The organism is Marinomonas polaris DSM 16579 (assembly GCF_900129155.1).
In the GTDB taxonomy this organism is placed as follows: domain Bacteria; phylum Pseudomonadota; class Gammaproteobacteria; order Pseudomonadales; family Marinomonadaceae; genus Marinomonas; species Marinomonas polaris.
On the sequence record NZ_FQVF01000009.1, the window covers coordinates 128,727 to 146,750 of the forward strand.

The window sequence follows — 18,024 nt, forward strand, 5'->3', positions numbered from 1 at the left end:
AGTTAACCCAATGAATTAAGAGTGTTGGTCGATATCTCTTATCCAGCAATACTTATGCCAATCAAGTTTCATTCCCTCGCACGAAGGGCGTTGACTTGTTATCCTTCCTGAACTTGTACTTTATTTGATCTAAAGTTTGGCAAAATATTTGCTAGCTTCGAGAGTGAATAAAAAATTTGCTTTTTTACCGTTCAGATTGAATTGCATAATTCTTGTGGAATGTGCAAAAAAAACTGACAAGACCTAAGGTAACTCGAAAGGGAGAGAGAAGCATAGTGGTTTTTTGCCAAAATGCTCCATTTTTGTGCGTTTTTTGTAACTTACTTGGTTGTAGATGGTGCGGAGCTGATAACGACGTCGTTTCCGTCAACAGTAAAAAAGAAGCAGTCGCGTCGATTGGTGTGGCAAGCAGGGCCTTGTTGATTCACTTTGACCAGAATCGCGTCGCCATCACAGTCAAATGACATGGATACTAACGTTTGACGATGACCAGAACTTTCGCCTTTGCGCCAGTAAGTTTGGCGTGAACGAGACCAATAACATACTTGGCCTGTTTCTAGGGTTTCACGAATGGATTTCTCATTCATATACGCCAACATTAATACTTCACCAGTATCGTGCTGTTGCGCGATGGCCGCGATCAAGCCGTGTTCGTCTGTTTTCAGATTCGCTAATACTGTGTCTAGCGATAGCTTTTCGCCTTTGGCGAGGTTTTCGTATTCTTTTAAGCTCATATTCTTGCCTTTATTTTTTCTGAGATCGCGCCTTTACCAATGCCTTCAAAGCCGTGTGCTTCAATATGCGTTCCTGGGTTTTCTTCCGCCAGTACCTCTGCAATATGCGCTGAAAGGGACTCAACCGTGGTGTCACAATCCAGCATGTAGACTTGATTGCTGTCGATTTTTAGTTCAAACAAACCTTGCTGGCTGGTGTAGCTAAAGCAGTGATAGTGAACGCCATTTTCAGTCACTTGGCTTATCAAGTCTTCTTGGGTGCCTAAATAGATGTCTTCCCAACGCTTTGCCCAATCGTGTTCCATTGCTGCATTACGTGCGCCATCGGTGTAAATCTCAACCGTAGAGCGATGACCATGAGCAATTCGTTGGCAATTACCTGCATGCTTCTTTAAACCATGGCTGTATTGGTATTGTGCGCCAGTAATTTGTTCTGGTGAAAAACGCACGCTGACCGCTTCTAATTCCGCTGGAAGTAGATTAAGAATTTGTGACTCAACCCATTTAGCGACCGCTTCGGGTGTCACTTCTGTCATTGGCAACACGCAAATAGCTTGAGTCGGTGCGTCGCATTGAAATACGCGTTTGTCGTCAGCTGTGGTTTTACTGTGATCAAAGTGAAAAGACACGCGATCATCAGCTAATGGAGTCATAGTTGATCCGCTGTGCTCAGCAGGAATCGCCAGCATGTGATCAATGTTGTCATCCAGCCATTTCTTGATTTGTTTTTTAACGATACTGAAATCACAAATCATGCTTTCATCGTTTAACTTGCCTGTCAGCACAATGTCTGTCTGCCAGCTTTCACCCAACAAACCACGTGTGGCATCAAAGTAGGAAAAATCCACGTGGGTCAGGTTTTTTACAAATAGCTTCAACTCGCTACTCCTATGATTCTTAATGGCGCGTATCTTACCGTAAATAGAAGCAGCGTTATAGCTTGATACTAAGAAGCAATAGAGTAGAGATGGAGTAGAAAAGGGTGATGATTAGCGGCAATTTATAAGTATTTGAAAATACATAAGAAAGGCGGTTGATATTTCGATTTTGCTGCGTATAATTGCGCCCCAAGGTCAACAAGCCTCCTTTATGGTGTCTCTGCTGGTCCCCTCGCAACGATAAACCGTTAATCTGGTCAGGTCCGGAAGGAAGCAGCCACAGCGGTGGACTTGTGTGCCGAGGTGCGGCTGGTAGAGATGCCACCTTAATCTCCCGAATATTAATTGAAGCATAAGCTGACAAATTGGAAGCATAAGCTGTCAAATTTGCACTATATGATGTCATAGTCTATTTTTAAGTTGTTATTTAGTTACAACTTACAGGTATGGGTTATGTACAATCGCAACCTCCGCAAGCCAAGTCCAAATAAAAACATTTACAAATTCGTTAGTAGAAAAAATCGTTCAACTATTATGTGTGAGAGCGGTTTAGAGTTTGATGCCTGTTTTCATCTTGAATTTTCTCCATTCATCGCTTCATTTGAATCTCAGCCCACCGGCATAGAGTATCAAGCGGACAATAAAGTTCGACGTTATACACCGGACTTCAAGATCGTGAAGGATACAGGTGAGATTGAATACATTGAGATAAAACCTGAACAGATTCACTCTACTCAGAAGTTTCGCGAAGAGTTTGAGTGCAAAAGGGCTGCTTACAACACTCTGGGATACAAATTAATTCTGGTGTCTGAAAAGCAAATACGTAACGACAACCTACTTGCTAATCTTAAAGTGCTTCATCGATACGCAAGCTCTAGCTTGTCTGAGCTTCACAAGCTTGTATTACATCATATTAAAAGTGCGAAAAGCCTTTCTATTCGCCAACTAGCCAATAAGCTTGACCTTCTTATTGGAGACTGTATCGCAGCTTGCGCAATGCTTATCGGAATAGGCATGATAAAAGTGGACCTAGAGGTCGAACTTCTCTGTGAGCATTCTTTGTTAAATGAGGCTTAAGGAATGTTTGATGATGAGTTTGAAGATCAAATTATCTCTGAAGACACCTCAGATCAGCATCTTCAAACCAATGATCCTATTTTCTTCAGCTCTGACTTAGGTTCATACTCAGAAGATATTAGCCAAGAAGCCACTGCAAAATATGAATTAGTAATATTTCTACGCAGTCGACTGACCGGTGGGTGGACTCAGAAAAATATTGATCCTTTATTTGATGAGTATTTTTCACAAAATAGGCTCATCACAATGCCAAGCTGGCGTACTGCGGTTAGGTGGCATAAAAAATTATTAGAGCAATGTGATGCCCTAGTTGCTCTAATCGATAGACATGATTGCAAGGGGAATCGAAACAAGAAACTACACCTAGATCATGATAACATTATAGAGGTACCAAATGATCTTTTTTTAAAAGCGAAGCGCCCTAGTATAGCTGGTGCCTATCGTTATTATAAAGATAAGTGTCTTCTAAGGGATCAAAGTAAAGGTGGAGGTATTCGTCCGATGTCGCAGAGGGCGTTCTACGACAGGATCTATAAACAAAACTCCTATGAAATGACTGCAAAACGCAGGGGTAAATACAAAGCCGATATGAAGTTTGGCTACAAAGGCGGGATAATAAAACCAGAACGAGTCATGCAACGAGTTGAAATAGACCATACACCCCTAGATATAATTTTATTAGATGATGGAACAGGCAAGCCTATTGGTAAGCCGTTTCTAACACTCCTTAAAGATGTCTATAGTGGTTGTTTAGTCGGCTACCATTTAACATTCAAGGCGCCAAGTTATGCTTCTGTAGCAAAGGCCATATGCCATACTTTATTGCCTAAAAGCCAATCTCAAGAATTATGGGGTATTGAATGGCCTTGTAATGGAAAAATTGAAGTGCTGGTTGTCGATAATGGCGCTGAATTTTGGTCTAAATCATTAGAGCAAATGTGCTTAGAGTTAGGTATAAATATCCAGTATAACCCAGTACGTCAACCATGGCTTAAACCCTTTATTGAGCGTAACTTTAGGTCGATTAATGATCTGCTACTGGACGAGCAAGATGGAAAAACCTTTCGTAGTTTGGATGTCCGTGATGAATATGATTCTGTTAAAGAGGCAACAATTAAATTTAGTAATTTTGTTCACGGTTTTGAGAAGTGGATGGCTGAGGTCTACAATTGCTCTTCAGATAGCCGAGGGTTGAGGGTGCCATCTCTTCTTTGGCAAGAAGGTTTTGATAAGTTACCTCCTGCTAAGTTAAATGAACAAGATGCTATAGACTTGCCAAAGATTGCAGGACTTAAAAAAACTAGGACATTACAGCCTTCCGGAATTACCCATGAGCTCCTGCGTTATGATTCTGAAGCGTTATCCGATTATCGTAAAAGTTGCTGGTCACCTGACCAACGGAAAAAAGTTATAATTAAAGTTGATATAGATGATGTTAGCAAAATTTATGTATATCTATCCGAGTTAAATACGTATCTAACCGTACCTTGCGTAGATAAAGTTTACACTTACAATCTAAGTCTAGATCAGCACTTGATAAATAAGTCGTTAACAAGAGCGAAAAACCTCTTACATGGAAAATCTGATAAGGATTTAGCAGCTTCGAGAGAGGAGATACGAGAAGTCCTTGCTGGGCATGATGCTAACGTTAAAACTTCAACAAAAGTAACAACCAATAAAAAAGCAGCTCAGTATAAAGGATACAGTAGCGAGACAGTCAGAAATGCGGGTAATGCAGATAAAGGATTATCTACTCATGAGGGCAAAACGTCAGACTCCAGTGAGAATATTTCTGATTTAGAGGCATTATGGCAGTCGTTTAATAAGGATTGACCCCTTGAGCCTTACTGATGCAAATAAGTCCAAGATACGAACATTTAAAGACTCATTTTGTCTTTATACCCCAGTTCGTGAAGTGTTAGCAGATCTTGAGTCACTTTATCAAAGTGCCGAAATTGGTGGGGATCAGCTTTCAATGCTTCTATGCGGTGATACTGGAACTGGTAAATCCGCTCTCATTCGTTACTTCAGCGAAACAAAAAATCAAAATCAATCTGAAAGCCTTCCCATTTTGCTATCGCGTGTACCAAGTAAACTGACTGTCGAAGATACAACGAGACAGCTTTTATGTGACCTAGGAGTATTTGGCTCAAGCTCACACAGATACAAAAATACTCAAAGTGATGCGCATCTTACGAGCAGACTGCTTGACGCTTTAAGAGTTAAGAATACAAAGTTGATTATAATTAATGAGTTCCAAGAGCTGATTGAGTTTAAAGGCGCTCGTGATCGTCAGGCCATAGGGAATCGTTTAAAGCTTATAAGTGAAGAGGCTGGTGTACCGATAGTTCTTGCAGGTATGCCTTGGATTGATGAGATACTTAATGACTCTCAGTGGGCCTCCCGACTTGCAACCAGAAGGCACACGTTGAACTATTTGAGCCTGTCAAAGCGGCCAAAAGAATACAATGAGCTTCTAAAGCTGTTAGAGCAATCAATTCCATGTGAAGTTGAAAATAGCCTAACAGAGTTTGAGATTAGCCTTTCTCTTTTTGCAGCTTCATGTGGCGAGATCCGTCAGCTTAAAGCGCTCCTGACAGAGGCAATTAAACTATGTCTTATCAGTAGTAAGCCTCTTTCCAAGCAATCTCTGAGTGATTCATTTAAAAACCTTTATCCTGGTAATGAAAATCCTTTTGATCTGCCAAAAGAAAAAATCAAAATCCGTGAAGTTGAAATGCATTCCCAGTACATTCGTGGAGATAGCTCTCATCGCGCTTCAATAGAGCCTCGAAGGCTTTCCGAAGTAATGACATTGACCCAGATTTTATCCAAGAAATAGCTGCGTTGATTAAAAAACAGTCTAAATTGGCTTCAACGCTTCATTTTCTAAGGATTCCTTAATATACTTTTGGTCTCTATGCTAAGAAAATCTTAGATTACGTTTTTTAAGTAGCTAGGATTATGCAAAGCCCATTACCTCAAAGACTAAAGAGTGCTCGCAAGTTGGCCAAGCTCACACAGGAAAAACTCAGTAATAAACTAGGGTTTGATGATCGATCCCATGGGACAGCCCGAATTAGTCAATATGAGACCGGAAAGCATGCCCCAGATTTTGCAATGGCGAAGAAAATGGCAGATGCATTAGGAGTGCCTGTGGCATATCTCTATTGTGATGAAGAGAAATTGGCTGACTTGATTCTTGCCGCCTCCAAATTAGATGAAAATCAACTAACTATGATAATTGAATCTATTTCAGATCTTTAAATGGTAAAGCAAATTATTTTTAAACTATTGGAGTAAATTGGCGTGCTCGAACGGATTCAAATGATAGATAATGTAGGTAATTATTCTGGTGCTAACGCGGGCAGTATAACATTTACAGATGTTAATATAATTTATGGTGAAAATAGAAATGGTAAAAGCACACTGTGTGACATTTTCTATTCTCTTTCTTTAAACGATCCACAATTTATTCTTGATAGAAAATCAATCTTACCAAATCGAAATGCTGCTCAAATCCAACAGCGAGTAGAGTTAAAGTTTGAAGGTCAAAGACAAGCTGTGAGGTTTATTAATGCAGTATGGGACTCTCAACCACCAGAAAATTCAAAACTCTACATTTTTGATCATAGCTTCATTCATCGTAACGTGATGACTGGTGCCATATACAGCCGCGATAATTCAACAAATATGTCTGGCTTCATCCTAGGAGAGAATGCTGCACAATTTGAAGCTTTAGAAGCTCGAAACCAGCAACTAAGAGTAGACAGACGAACGCTCGCTAGCTATAAAGCACAACTAATAGCCCACGAGTTAGGTGACTTCAATACATTCATAGCTTCACCGAAACCAATTAAGACTCTGCAAGAGCTTGACACAGAAATTCACACATCAAAATTTACCCAACAAACGCTAGCAACTCAGATTGCAAATATTAATCAAGTTACTCGAAGACCTAATCTTGAGAATATCTTAAGTTTCCATTCTATCGATGATAAAGTCCAAAGAATTAACGATTTTTTGGCTTTGTCGATGGAGAATGTTCACGAAGCCTCTAAATCGGTAGTGACAGCTCACAAAAGTCATGTCGCAAATAATAGCTCTTTCGATGGATGGACAGCAAAAGGGTTAACACATCTTATTGAAGACTGCCCGTTCTGTGGTCAAACTCTTGGTAATGAAGCTCATAGCCTTATAGAAAGCTATAGAACTGCTTTTGACGATACATTTCAACGTTTCATTGCAACAACAAAAACATCTGCTACTCAGCTACAGCGAGAAACTCTTTTAGAGATCTCCTTAAATGCCTTGACTCAACAGCATGAACGTAACCTTGCAGCACTTGATAGCTATCCAGAAGAAGCTATAAAAGCACAACTCGATGAAAGAAATTTTGCGACACAGTTAAATGATAAGTTCGAGGATATTAATGTCACTCTTCAAGAGTTGAATGCATCTCTAGCGGAAACAATCCAAATAGTTAGAGCTTCATTGACTGAGAAATATGACACTCCCTACAACCTTATAAACCCTATTAATTTCAGTGCGCTCCAATTCAGGCTACAAACTTTCAATGACACTGTTACTGAATACGCAGCAATCACTATTGCGACCAATGAGATTCTTATCAATTTTAAAGGCGCTCAAGATGCAACCGCTCTTTTGAATATTATGCGACAAGAAGAACAAAATGAAGTAGCAATCACAAATGAACGTAAGAGGCTTCACTTAGACACAGAATGTACTGAGTACATTGACTTAAAAAACCAGATTGACGTTCTTCAAGCGCAATATGACATGGATAAAACCTCTCTAGAGCAAGCTCAAGAGGTATTTTTGGACACTTACTTTACCGAAATAAATACGTTATTTAGAGCAATTGGTTCATCTGATTTTAATATATCCCGAAAAATTAACAGAGGTGGAGCAAGAACCGTTTATGATCTGAAAGTTACATTCAAAGGACAAGTAATTAATAACTCAAAGTTACATTGTCTCTTTAGTGAGTCGGATAGAAGAGCGCTAGCTCTGTGTATCTTCCTAGCAAAAATCCATCGACTTTCAGATGAAGATAAACGCAAGGCTATTTTAGTCATGGATGATCCTGTTACCAGCTTTGATAATGAGCGCATTTCAAGCATTCTGCGCATTCTTTTTGCGCTTAAACCATCAATTAAACAGATGATTATCACGACCCACTACAAAGGTATGGCATCAGCGGTAATGAAAAAGTTTAATGAAGCTCAAGCATTGAAAATCATTCAAACAGCTCAAGGGTCTAGTTTTATTCAATCAACAAAAGTAGAAATGACTGCAACAGCTCATGATGAAAGATACATGGAAATTATGGATTTTGTTAACCTAAGGACACAGGACAACAAAATCACAAAACTCAGGCCATTCATTGAAGATGAAATGAGACAGCGTTATAGGTTGCCATTATCAGGCATGAATCTAACAGAAAGAGATAGTTTTAACGATTGTATTGAAGCACTAAAAAACAATAGTCAAATTGACGATGCTGTAGCGGTTCTTCTTCATGACTATAGAACAACACTTAACCTCCCTGCACATGAGTTAACCTCATGGAGTTTAGAAGACTCAAGATCGTATGCTAAAGGTATGATGGACTTTATCTATAACCGTTTATAGTCTCATGATTTGATTTAAATAGTGGTAAAGCTAGTTACTTCTGCTACATTTCTAAGTATATCTTAGAAAATAGGTGTGCTGATGAGCTTCTTACCTAACTCCATCGATCTATATGAAGATGAAGCGCTTGAAAGTGCTTTGCTTCGCCTGTGCAGAGTCAATCACTTTGAGCATTACAGTGACCTTTCAATTGAGGTGAAGTCTTGGTTGGAAGAGCGCCATCCCACTATTGCTGGGGCATTTCCACTTTCTCTAGATGCAGTAAACATCTATCACGCAAAGCAAAGCAGCGCCCAGCGTGTACAGGCGATTCAATTACTTGAGCAGTTGGTCGGCCTGTCACGTTTTTCATTACTGGATATCTGCTTCAAGCATACCACCGCTGTAGACCTTGGACAGTATGCCGAAGTTCGTTATAAACAAATCAATATTCCCAGAGAATTTCTTCGTTCGACGATTATCCCTATCTGCCCAGAATGCCTGAATGAATCAAATTATGTTCGATTTGATTGGCATATCAACAAGGTTGAGTGCTGCGAGAAGCATGGTATTAAACTGCTAAGAAATTGCCCTTCATGTCATATCCCTTTGAACTACATGAACTCTGAAGACCCTGGACGATGCATCTGTGGTCTGAATTTGTTACAAAACTCACATAGAGAGTTTGGCTTTGATAGCTGGCGTGATCATTCGCTATATGAGGCAATTGGTTCTTGCTCACTTTCCGAAAAATTAGCAGTGCTCGTATTTTCAGATAAGTTTTTTCCTTTGTTAGCTTATGAAGACTTCATTGTTGATCCACGTCGTCATATTGATGAGTACCTAAATGGTTTAATCGAGCAAAATTTACTGCTGGCAACGGAGAAGCCAAATAGATTGTCGTTTGCTCAAATATCCAATGATTTTCTAGATGATATCTCTGCAATTAGCTGCTTACCATTAAAAATCAAAGAGTTCATTGCCGGTGTTGTTATCACTTTAGCGATCAACGAAGAACGTTCAACGATTGCCAATATTGGCGATACCCTTGTGTCCGCTAGAGAGGCTGCCGTTATAATCGGTTCAGAACTTGATGATATATATCGACTTTATGAGTCAGGGATTTTAGTTGTCGGGAGGCGGCTACGAAATGAAGGTAAACTGGAGTCTCACAACCCAGTATTTCGGCTAAGAGATGTTGCTTCTTTAGCATTGTCCTATTCTAAATATCAGTTTAGCCAATCAGCGTGGTAGTGGTTTTTATGGATTCACTTCAAGCACTGCTTTCATCAGAAAACTCACTTAGCCTTAAAGACTTTAACGATATCGCTAAAAAGCTATTTGAGTTGAATTCGGTCTTAGTTGATGTGACTGATCAAGAACTGCTGTGTCTAGCTATCTTGGTCAACTTAACCAGTAAAGCCGAATGTCGGTTGGATAATATTCAAAATGCTAAAACGACTTTAAATAGCGATCTTTTTTGGACTAAGTTTCGCAAAGTCGCCTCGCAACTGCATACGCACAACCTTAAATGGCCAGACTCGCGTGTTAGCCTAAAACACCAAATACGAGTTATTCCTCAAAACGGAGAGTTACCCGAGTTTGGTTGGGCGGGGAATAGCAGTGACTATCGAATTGGTCGAATGCTCACAAGTACTTTTCTGTGGCGAGGCCGTAAGCATTCTCTTGTTTCTGTATGGCTTGATGATGACGTAATTTGGCGTAAAGCTGCGTATAAGCTAGGGATAAACAAGACGTTTTGGTATTCAATAAAGCAAGAGTTCCAGGAGCTATTCTCAGGTAGCCATTTTCCTGAGGAGATTGATCAGTACAGCCATGAATTGTTGTTTCCATATAAAGATAATCATTACTTAACTGTTACTCCTGTGGCGTCTCATGTTGATCAGTTGCTCATTCAAAGTATTTCAGGTGTTCCTATTCAGACATTAAGCTTTCCTCACCCTAGCGCGCTAGGTGTTCTGTGTGGTTGTATGGGCGGCCATATGCGCTTTATTAAACAGTCCCCATTGCTGCGCAGGCCTGAGACGAAATGGTCTTATGCTGAGCAGCAAGAGGTTTTTAATGGCTATCCAGTTACTTGCAAGCAAGCTGTCAGTATTTATCGTGAGATCATAGATGTTAATACTTATTCTTCTCTAAGACTTAAAAGACGGGCTCGTCTTTTGGTATTGAAGCAACTAGATGATGTTTTAAGTCAATGGATTGCACCTTTTGTACGCCTAAAGCTCATTGGTAAAGTGGCTGCTGAAACAAACAAACTAAGCGATGAAGAACATTACTTTCTTCAGTCAAAAGAAACAGACTTACAGGACTTCTCACGCTATTTGAATCGAAAGCTTCATGGTGTACTTGAGCACAATAAATATACTCGAAGCTATAGCTACCATCAGCGCTTGTTAGGGGTAACTCAGAAGCGTTTAGCAAGTATGCTTAAAAGGGCGTTTTCTATAAACGCTAAAGTGACATCTGACCATGAAGAAGAATTGTATCTTGTTTTAAAGAATCTCCGACTCACTGAGGCTAACGGTTTAAACAATCCATTCGTGGCTGGGATGCCATCCATGATTGGGTTATATGGTTTCTTACACCGTTTTGAGAGGCAGTTAATAGATTGCTATCCAGAAGTAATTGTTGAAAGCTTCGCGCTGCAATGTAACCAATATCAAGTAATTAATAAAAATAAATTACCCGCCTACAGTATTCCTGAAAAGGATATGGGGATTAGGCGCAGCGGCATAGTTCCAGAGTGCAGTTTTGATGGTAAGTTTTCTATAGTGGTTAAGCTTCATAAACACTCTGGTTTTACAGATAAGCTTGATGTAGAGCTACTTAAGCAAGTTCTACCAGAGCGATTGTGGGGTGGCTCTCTTCATCCGCCATTTTTATACGAAGAAACTGAATGGGCTCAGTTGTTTTATGGTTCAAATAACTTGAAGCAATTCATAGCGATCAATCTCTTTGATGGAAACTGGCTGACACCCGTTAGAGACAGCGGTTTTGACTTATCCTCGAATTTGCAGCTTTTAAAGCAGAAAGCTAAATTGTCGCTTTGCTTAGTGGGTTATAGGCTTTTAGAGCCTATCAAATCTCGTGAGGTAGATTCTGGTATTCATGCATTCTGTGAGCCGCTTATAGGCCTTTGTACGCGTGAGCGCAGCATAGACGTGATAAGAGCTGCAAGTAATATTGAAAAGCAAATTTTTTGGCAATTTATGCCTATCTCTCAAAGCTGTACTACATTACAAGTAGGCCCAGTTTGTGGAGAATCCAATGCAACTTCCGAATCAACTTAGCTACAAGCGATCAATTAACCCTAGTAAGGCGATTTTTTACTATCGCCGAGATGGGCAGCTTTTTCCGCTTCCAATTGAACGTATTAAAATTCGTGGTAGTAAGAGTGGTTTTAGCGAAGCTCATACATCAAAAGGTATTAAAGAATCTGCCACATTACATAACCTTTCTATGGGTAACCCGCATACTGTCGATACCTGCTATTTGCCGCCAGTAGCAGAATGTCTCGTTTGCCGTTTTTCTATTCGAGTTTGTGCAAATTCATTAACGCCAGACCGTTGTTCAGATCAGTCAGTTAAGAGCAATATATCTGATTTTGTTAGAGCCTATGCTGACAAAGGAGGCTATATCGAATTAGCTAGGCGTTACGCGAAAAATATAGCCATGGGAACCTGGTTGTGGCGTAACAAGGAAGGTAATGCTTTTGACGTGTTTGTAAAAACAAGTGAAGGAAGTGATTTTAGCTTTGTTAATGCTCACCGCTTGTATTGGGATTCTGAATGGCCAGATAATCAAAGTCACGAACTAGACAAGCTTGCTTCAGAGTTAGCATTAGCACTGACCAATACTCGTTACGTTTGGCATTGTGATGTTTGGGCTGAGGTTAAGCTGCCTTTTTGCGCAGAAGTCTTTCCAAGCCAGTGTTTCGTAGATAACGACGATAAAAGTGCCGCGAGTAAAGTTCTTTTAACAACGGACATAGACGGTGTTATGGCCGCTTGTTTTAATGCCGATAAGGTAGGAGCGGGAATTCAAATTATCGACGACTGGTGGGATGAGCATTGCGATTTCCCCTTAAGAGTAAGTGAGTTTGCTGCTGATCAGGCAAATTTAATTGCCCGGCGTCACCCTCAGACAAAGCGCGATTTTTACCAATTGCTACAAAAACTACCGTCCTATTTAAAAGAATTGGCTGCTTCAAGTTCTACCGCGAGTATAAATCCTGATATCCACTTCATTGCATCAGTACTCGTGAAAGGGGGAATGTTTCAAGGAGCTAAAAGTTGATGTTGTATGGTGTTGTGGTTACCTATCTACCAAAGAGCTGTGATCATGCTTTATTGGCAGGGCGCTGTATTAAGGTGTTGCATGGTTTTATGAGCAGGCATAGCCTTTCAAATATTGCTGTATCTTTCCCTAAATGGTCTCAAATTAGTGTTGGTAACCAGCTGATGTTTGTCTCGCCTATAGTGGATCAACTTAATACACTGATTCAGCAGCCGTATTATCAAGTGATGACAGAGAATGGGCTTTTTGAAATAAGCGATCCTATTATTCTTGAGCAGTCAAACACATGCGTTAAATACGTTCGAAATCAGTCAATAGACAAACTAACACCAGCAGCCAAGGCTAGAAGGCTGCGTAGAGCAAAGAAAAGAGCGTTAGAGAGAGGCGAAGAGTTTAATCCTATTGACGCTCAACCAAAGGAAATTGATTTTTACCATTCAATTCCAATGGATAGCTCACAATCAGGTAGAGCTTACATGTTAAAAGTGCAGCGGTATGATGTAGTTCAATCACAGGCCAACGATAGCTGCTTTGAAGTGTGTTCATATGGCCTTTCAACTAACTCGCAGCATCAAGCACTGTTACCAATTTAATTTGGTAGGGGTAAACAATAATCTAGAAATAACCTGAGAAATTAGGTATTTTTTATAAAATTGGTCTACATTATTGTAAGTTAAGACGATTTTTTAACTTTGTTGTAGTGTCCTGCCGCATAGGCAGCTGGTAAAATAACGTTAGGGCGTAAACATTATCATCGACTGTGTCCTGCCGCATAGGCAGCTGGTAAACATTTTGGCGCTTTTGAGGTGTAACCAATTTCGTGTCCTGCCGCATAGGCAGCTGAGATTAGGACTGGAAGTAAGATTCCGCAACGATGAACATAAACCTACCGAAAAGGTAGATAAAGCCCACGGATGGGCAATTTCTATTGTTTATAATTTATTCAAGGATTGAAAAAATGACTACTTATAACGACTTTCTTTTGAAACTGCTTCTTGCTGTTAAATCGATCACCTTTGAAGATATTTCTAAAATTCCCCTAGAAGAGCAGCACATAATAGCTTCAAAAATTGAAGAGCTGCAAGACTATTTGGAGTCTAAATTTTATTAAAGTCAGTGGTCTAGTGTATTCAATATGATCAAAACAATAGCTAATGGATAGCCTCTGAAACCGCTTGGAACTATAAAAGATTTTTCACTTGATTCCATCAATGATCTGTTTCCTGATGTTGATATCATGTCGGCAGTAGGTTATTTGTCGATTGTTCGATCAGGGGCAAATGGCAAACAATTGAAAGCGATTACGGATTTGATAGGGGAAAAAGAGTTGATTGCTCGGTCAATCGGTACCACTTCAAATTTAAGTAAGAGTTATCAAACTAAACGCTTATCTTCTACTGCAACGGATAATCTGATTGACCTTCTACGAGTTTATATTCAAGCTGCAAAAATTTATGAATCATTCGATTTGGCAAAAGAATGGATGCGTTCGTCTATTCCAGCACTTGGAGGAGAAATTCCAGTGAACATGATCGATTCACATGCTGGCCGTGAAGTTGTGCGGCAAGCGCTTCGACGAATGGAATTTGGAGAGTATGTGTGACGAAGAGGTTGACTCGTCAATAATACTTACTTCTCCCAAGTTAAATCTGCAATTGATAAGTTCCTTTGCCCAAGGTCACCCAAGAAACCTATCCAAGACGACGAAAAGCTCAAACTCATTAACGATGTCGCCAAATCCTTAGGCATAACAGAAAGCATCGCCGTCGCATCCGCCACCGACATCATTGCCAAGATTCAAACCATTCGAAATTATCAACTACAACTCGCCAGAACCCGAACTAACCCCGTATGGGCCGACCAAACCATCGAACGCGTCAAAAACGCCACAGGCCGACACTTCGGTGAAGGTTAGGTTTTTGTTGTAACTTTGGTTGCTTCCAGTAATATTGATTTATTGGCTTTATAGCCTAAAGTCTTGGGACTAAGCCTGTCTATGACGGTAGATTGTGATGTGTCGCTTGGGGTGGACCTAACCAATGAATGTAATGCGAGTTTTAATGCATCTATTAATTTGGAGACGTCTATGTCGAGAAATAAAGTAATTAATACTAAAAAGCGTGAGATGGTGATGCCTGCGTTCCTGAGAGAGCCTGTGGTATGGCTTCACCCCGAGCGAGACATATATAATGTTATTTAAATATTCAGGTGCCAAGAGTAACGCGGGGGGTTCAATTCCCCCCTCTCTCACCATCGAGATATTGAGCTCAGATGAAAAGTTCACACTTGCTCCTCTTTGATCTCGCCTCACTTCCGGTAGAAAAATCGGAAATTCTATTAATCCGTATAGTTCAAAACCGTGCGAGCATCTATCGCCAACCTGCACGATCAGGTGGGATGAATTGCCAAAGGTTTGGTTATAATTGTCAGTTTTTTTGTTGTATAGCATTGATTTAAAATAAATGAAGTAATTTGATAAGAAACTGCAGAAGCTAGAAGGATTTTGATGATGAAAAAAAGCAGAGGGATTTCTAGAAGAATTGATAGTTGCAGAATTGATGAAGGCTATTGCCTCATATGTGGTGAATTTTCTCGTTTAACAGAAGATCATGTTCCTCCAAAAGGAGCCATTGTACTAACCGCGGTTGAACAGAAGTTGGTAACAGAAATATATGGAAGTAATCTAGATCCAAGTTTAAAGGGAGTTAAAGGTAAGAGGGGAAGTACTTTTAAAACAATTTGCAGTAACTGTAACAATTACCACTTGGGGAAAAATGATAATGAAGTTGCGCGCTTATTTAAAGATTTGAACCATAAACTACTTCATCACATTAAATCAGCAAATTCTTATAGTAATATCTTATCCATCGAAGTAGATGCTTTAAAATTTTGCAGAGCTATGGTTGGTCATGTTCTTGCTGCTACGTCATCCAAAGAGTGTCTAAAAAAGCCATTGCCATCACCACATTTCGATAGTCTTCGAAGATTTGTATTAGGTGACGATAACGCTATCTCAGAAACACATGATTTATATTATTGGTATTATCCGTTTCGGCGCCATTTTAGTGCCCGCTTAGTTGGTTTTCATAACAAAGGACATAATGCATCTTTGAGTTGTTTGAACTTTTTTCCGTTAGCATTTTTGATTACGCCTAAAAATGAAGGGATCTTTCCTGTTCAGGCAAAACGATTAGAGTTGCATGACAAACGTATGTACATTGAAGTCAGTGCAAGAAATATAGGTTTTGCTCAATTTCCATTTTGTGCATTAGATGGAAATGTATTTATGGTTTTGAATGATGATCAATGCATTACTAGTTATCCATCAGCTAAGGTGAATTTGTAAGTTTTTAAGGATCAATATAACCACCTTCGGGTGGTTTTTTGTACCTGATCAAAACACCTGTGAGTTGCCGCGACACGCCGCTATTGAGTTGTTAAGGCGCTTTGCTCTAGCCCAATATCAGATATTTGGAGTCAAGGTGAAAAACTCTCTTTGGCCCCTCATTTTTGGTCGCAAAATCGGAAATTCTACCTGTTACAAAAATTCACTTGGTCATTCCCACTGCTTAAAACTATACTGTATATCTATACAGTTTTTGGTGTTGATCATGCGTGTGACTTATCTTGGTGTGTCTGAGTCGGCGGCGTCTATCGCTGCCAATAGTGTGCGAATCCCACTTTATGTGGATTCGGTGTCGGCGGGGTTTCCTTCGCCTGCTCAGGACTTTGTTGAAAAATCTTTAGACTTAAATGAGTTCTGTGTGGCTCATCCGAACGCGACGTTTTATGTGCGTGCTCAGGGTGATTCGATGATTGAGGCGGGCATTCATTCCGGTGATGTGTTGGTGGTGGATCGTTCGTTAACCGCACGGCATGGGGATATTGTGATTGCTTGTATTCATGGGGAAATGACGGTGAAGACGTTGGAGCTGAAGCCCAATGTGTTGCTTCGCCCGAAGAACAAAGCCTATAAAGCCATTCATATTACCGAAGAGTCGGAGCTTGAAATCTTCGGCGTGGTGACGGGTGTGGTTCGTAAGTACGAGCGCGGTTGATGAAAACGGTCTTTGCCTTGGTCGATTGCAATAACTTTTACGCCAGTTGCGAGAAGCTATTTAGACCAGATTTAAAACACACGCCTGTAGCGGTGTTGTCGAATAACGATGGTTGTATTGTCGCGCGTTCCAAAGAAGTCAAGGCGCTGGGCATCAAGATGGGCGTGCCGATGTTTCAGGTTCAGGACGAGATAAGAAAGCACGGTATTGTTTGCTTTTCCTCGAATTATGCTTTGTATGCGGATATGTCGAATCGGGTTATGACCATCTTAGAAGAGGAAGCGCCACGGCTGGAAGTGTATTCCATTGATGAAGCTTTCATGGATTTAACCGGTGTAGATCATGTGACGGATTTGCTGGCATTTGGTAAACGAGTAAAAGCCAAGGTCGATCAATGGACGGGCATTACGGTAGGCGTGGGCATCGCTCCAACCAAGACGTTGGCGAAGTTGGCCAATCATGCCGCGAAGAAATACCCAGCCACCGGTTTGGTGGTAGATTTGATGGACCCAGACAGACAAAAGCGTTTATTGGCAATTGTTGATGTCAGTGATGTATGGGGTGTTGGCCGTCGCACCACTGCCAAGCTAAAGGCTAGGGGAATTCAAACCGCGTTGGATCTGGCGAATGCTGACCCTAAATCGATTCGCAGTGAGTTTTCTGTGGTGCTGGAGCGAACCATTCGAGAGTTGAATGGTGTGTCGTGTTTGGATTTGGAATTGCTTAGGCCAACAAAGCAGCAGATCATTTGTAGTCGGTCATTTGGTCACAAGGTGACAGACAAGCGCGAACTACGGGAAGCCATCGCCAAATACACAACCAGAGCCGCCGAAAAACTACGCGGTGAAAAACGTCTTTGTCGTGTGGTGAGTGTGTTTATTCGTACCAGTCCATTTATTCCAAACGAACCGCAGTACTCGAAAACCCTGTCTGTAGAGCTGCCTAATCCCACGGACGATACGCGAGACTTGTTAGAAGTGGCGGATGTGTTGTTTCGTCGCATCTATCGTGCAGGTTATCGTTACGCCAAAGGCGGCGTGATGCTGGCGGACTTCTACGAACACGGCGCCTTTCAACAAGATTTATTCCGAGCCGACAACACAAAAATCAACTCAAAAGCCCTAATGAACGTCGTGGACAAAATCAACCACAGCGGCTTCGGCAATGTCTTCTTCGCCTCGCAAGGTGTGTCACCTCAGTGGTCTATGAAAAGAGAGCACCTATCGCCAGGCTACACGACAAGGTGGGATGAGTTACCAAAGGTTTATTGAACCAAAATGTAGAAAAGAGAAACGGGCTATTAGTTAAAAAATTCAAACTATA

At 40.7% G+C, this 18,024-nt stretch carries 17 protein-coding genes, 1 tRNA gene and 1 other RNA gene; 16 read left to right on the forward strand and 3 right to left on the reverse strand.

The window, feature by feature from the left end; translation table 11 throughout:
- Positions 1–320: 320 nt before the first annotated feature.
- Both hisI and BUA59_RS11385 read right to left on the reverse strand, forming a co-directional pair.
- Positions 321–734 (reverse strand): phosphoribosyl-AMP cyclohydrolase, encoded by a 414-nt coding sequence (hisI, locus tag BUA59_RS11380; RefSeq protein ID WP_072839820.1) that lies wholly within the window; start codon positions 732–734, stop codon positions 321–323.
- Positions 731–1,612 carry a 6-carboxytetrahydropterin synthase gene (locus tag BUA59_RS11385; RefSeq protein ID WP_072839821.1) on the reverse strand — a complete coding sequence of 294 codons (882 nt, stop codon included), beginning with the start codon at positions 1,610–1,612 and terminating at the stop codon, positions 731–733. Before BUA59_RS11385 ends, hisI begins: the two co-directional genes overlap by 4 nt.
- 221 nt (positions 1,613–1,833) lie before the next feature.
- Between BUA59_RS11385 and ffs the strand changes: the two genes are divergently transcribed.
- From ffs to BUA59_RS11440, 12 genes are all read left to right on the forward strand, one after another.
- An RNA gene (gene ffs, locus BUA59_RS11390) (signal recognition particle sRNA small type) lies at positions 1,834–1,930 on the forward strand.
- Positions 1,931–2,065: 135 nt separating this feature from the next.
- The gene (locus tag BUA59_RS11395) at positions 2,066–2,689 is read left to right on the forward strand and encodes a TnsA endonuclease N-terminal domain-containing protein (RefSeq protein ID WP_072839822.1); all 624 of its coding nucleotides are present in this window, start codon (positions 2,066–2,068) and stop codon (positions 2,687–2,689) included.
- A 3-nt stretch (positions 2,690–2,692) separates the two neighbouring features.
- Entirely contained in the window at positions 2,693–4,522 is a 1,830-nt protein-coding gene (locus tag BUA59_RS11400; RefSeq protein ID WP_072839823.1) for a Mu transposase C-terminal domain-containing protein, read from the forward strand.
- 4 nt (positions 4,523–4,526) lie between these two features.
- Positions 4,527–5,531, forward strand: a complete 1,005-nt coding sequence (locus BUA59_RS11405) for a TniB family NTP-binding protein (protein ID WP_072839824.1) — start codon at positions 4,527–4,529, stop codon at positions 5,529–5,531.
- Positions 5,532–5,653: 122 nt separating this feature from the next.
- Positions 5,654–5,956, forward strand: coding sequence for a helix-turn-helix domain-containing protein (locus tag BUA59_RS11410; RefSeq protein ID WP_072839825.1), 303 nt, complete (start codon positions 5,654–5,656; stop codon positions 5,954–5,956).
- A 42-nt stretch (positions 5,957–5,998) separates the two neighbouring features.
- A complete protein-coding gene (locus tag BUA59_RS11415; RefSeq protein WP_072839826.1) occupies positions 5,999–8,344 on the forward strand; it encodes an AAA family ATPase in 2,346 nt (781 codons plus the stop codon).
- Between the two features lie 81 nt (positions 8,345–8,425).
- On the forward strand, positions 8,426–9,577 hold the full coding sequence (locus BUA59_RS11420) for a TniQ family protein (RefSeq protein ID WP_072839827.1): 1,152 nt from the start codon (positions 8,426–8,428) through the stop codon (positions 9,575–9,577).
- Between the two features lie 8 nt (positions 9,578–9,585).
- On the forward strand, positions 9,586–11,637 hold the full coding sequence (locus BUA59_RS11425; RefSeq protein WP_072839828.1) for a type I-F CRISPR-associated protein Csy2: 2,052 nt from the start codon (positions 9,586–9,588) through the stop codon (positions 11,635–11,637).
- Positions 11,615–12,643, forward strand: a complete 1,029-nt coding sequence (csy3, locus tag BUA59_RS11430) for a type I-F CRISPR-associated protein Csy3 (protein ID WP_072839829.1) — start codon at positions 11,615–11,617, stop codon at positions 12,641–12,643. The genes BUA59_RS11425 and csy3 overlap by 23 nt, the downstream gene beginning before the upstream one ends.
- A complete protein-coding gene (gene cas6f, locus BUA59_RS11435) occupies positions 12,643–13,236 on the forward strand; it encodes a type I-F CRISPR-associated endoribonuclease Cas6/Csy4 (RefSeq protein ID WP_072839830.1) in 594 nt (197 codons plus the stop codon). The genes csy3 and cas6f overlap by 1 nt, the downstream gene beginning before the upstream one ends.
- A 365-nt stretch (positions 13,237–13,601) precedes the next feature.
- Positions 13,602–13,754: a hypothetical protein gene (locus BUA59_RS23835; protein ID WP_175550765.1), complete on the forward strand. Its 153-nt coding sequence runs from the start codon at positions 13,602–13,604 to the stop codon at positions 13,752–13,754.
- A 126-nt stretch (positions 13,755–13,880) separates the two neighbouring features.
- Entirely contained in the window at positions 13,881–14,246 is a 366-nt protein-coding gene (locus BUA59_RS11440) for an MbcA/ParS/Xre antitoxin family protein (protein WP_072839831.1), read from the forward strand.
- Positions 14,247–14,272: 26 nt separating this feature from the next.
- Here BUA59_RS11440 and BUA59_RS23840 read toward each other — a convergent pair whose 3' ends face one another.
- Positions 14,273–14,437, reverse strand: a complete 165-nt coding sequence (locus BUA59_RS23840) for a hypothetical protein (protein WP_175550766.1) — start codon at positions 14,435–14,437, stop codon at positions 14,273–14,275.
- Positions 14,438–14,788: 351 nt separating this feature from the next.
- Here BUA59_RS23840 and BUA59_RS23845 point away from each other — a divergent pair.
- The 4 genes from BUA59_RS23845 to umuC all read left to right on the forward strand — a co-directional run bounded on the left by BUA59_RS23845 (position 14,789) and on the right by umuC (position 17,972).
- Positions 14,789–14,896 (forward strand) — tRNA-OTHER (locus tag BUA59_RS23845).
- Between the two features lie 256 nt (positions 14,897–15,152).
- On the forward strand, positions 15,153–15,989 hold the full coding sequence (locus BUA59_RS11445) for a hypothetical protein (RefSeq protein ID WP_217653735.1): 837 nt from the start codon (positions 15,153–15,155) through the stop codon (positions 15,987–15,989).
- A 265-nt stretch (positions 15,990–16,254) separates the two neighbouring features.
- Positions 16,255–16,701 carry a translesion error-prone DNA polymerase V autoproteolytic subunit gene (gene umuD, locus BUA59_RS11450; RefSeq protein ID WP_072839833.1) on the forward strand — a complete coding sequence of 149 codons (447 nt, stop codon included), beginning with the start codon at positions 16,255–16,257 and terminating at the stop codon, positions 16,699–16,701.
- Entirely contained in the window at positions 16,701–17,972 is a 1,272-nt protein-coding gene (umuC, locus tag BUA59_RS11455; RefSeq protein WP_072839834.1) for a translesion error-prone DNA polymerase V subunit UmuC, read from the forward strand. The genes umuD and umuC overlap by 1 nt, the downstream gene beginning before the upstream one ends.
- Positions 17,973–18,024: the final 52 nt, after the last annotated feature.

Bases quoted from the DNA above. Each gene is read 5' to 3' on its own strand.
- cas6f (WP_072839830.1), top strand. From the start codon at position 12,643: ATGTTGTATGGTGTTGTGGTTACCTATCTACCAAAGAGCTGTGATCAT.
- csy3 (WP_072839829.1), top strand. From the start codon at position 11,615: ATGCAACTTCCGAATCAACTTAGCTACAAGCGATCAATTAACCCTAGT.
- umuD (WP_072839833.1), top strand. From the start codon at position 16,255: ATGCGTGTGACTTATCTTGGTGTGTCTGAGTCGGCGGCGTCTATCGCT.
- BUA59_RS11440 (WP_072839831.1), top strand. From the start codon at position 13,881: ATGTCGGCAGTAGGTTATTTGTCGATTGTTCGATCAGGGGCAAATGGC.
- hisI (WP_072839820.1), bottom strand. From the start codon at position 734: ATGAGCTTAAAAGAATACGAAAACCTCGCCAAAGGCGAAAAGCTATCG.
- BUA59_RS11400 (WP_072839823.1), top strand. From the start codon at position 2,693: ATGTTTGATGATGAGTTTGAAGATCAAATTATCTCTGAAGACACCTCA.
- BUA59_RS11420 (WP_072839827.1), top strand. From the start codon at position 8,426: ATGAGCTTCTTACCTAACTCCATCGATCTATATGAAGATGAAGCGCTT.
- BUA59_RS11395 (WP_072839822.1), top strand. From the start codon at position 2,066: ATGTACAATCGCAACCTCCGCAAGCCAAGTCCAAATAAAAACATTTAC.
- BUA59_RS11445 (WP_217653735.1), top strand. From the start codon at position 15,153: ATGAAAAAAAGCAGAGGGATTTCTAGAAGAATTGATAGTTGCAGAATT.
- umuC (WP_072839834.1), top strand. From the start codon at position 16,701: ATGAAAACGGTCTTTGCCTTGGTCGATTGCAATAACTTTTACGCCAGT.
- BUA59_RS11425 (WP_072839828.1), top strand. From the start codon at position 9,586: ATGGATTCACTTCAAGCACTGCTTTCATCAGAAAACTCACTTAGCCTT.
- BUA59_RS23835 (WP_175550765.1), top strand. From the start codon at position 13,602: ATGACTACTTATAACGACTTTCTTTTGAAACTGCTTCTTGCTGTTAAA.
- BUA59_RS11410 (WP_072839825.1), top strand. From the start codon at position 5,654: ATGCAAAGCCCATTACCTCAAAGACTAAAGAGTGCTCGCAAGTTGGCC.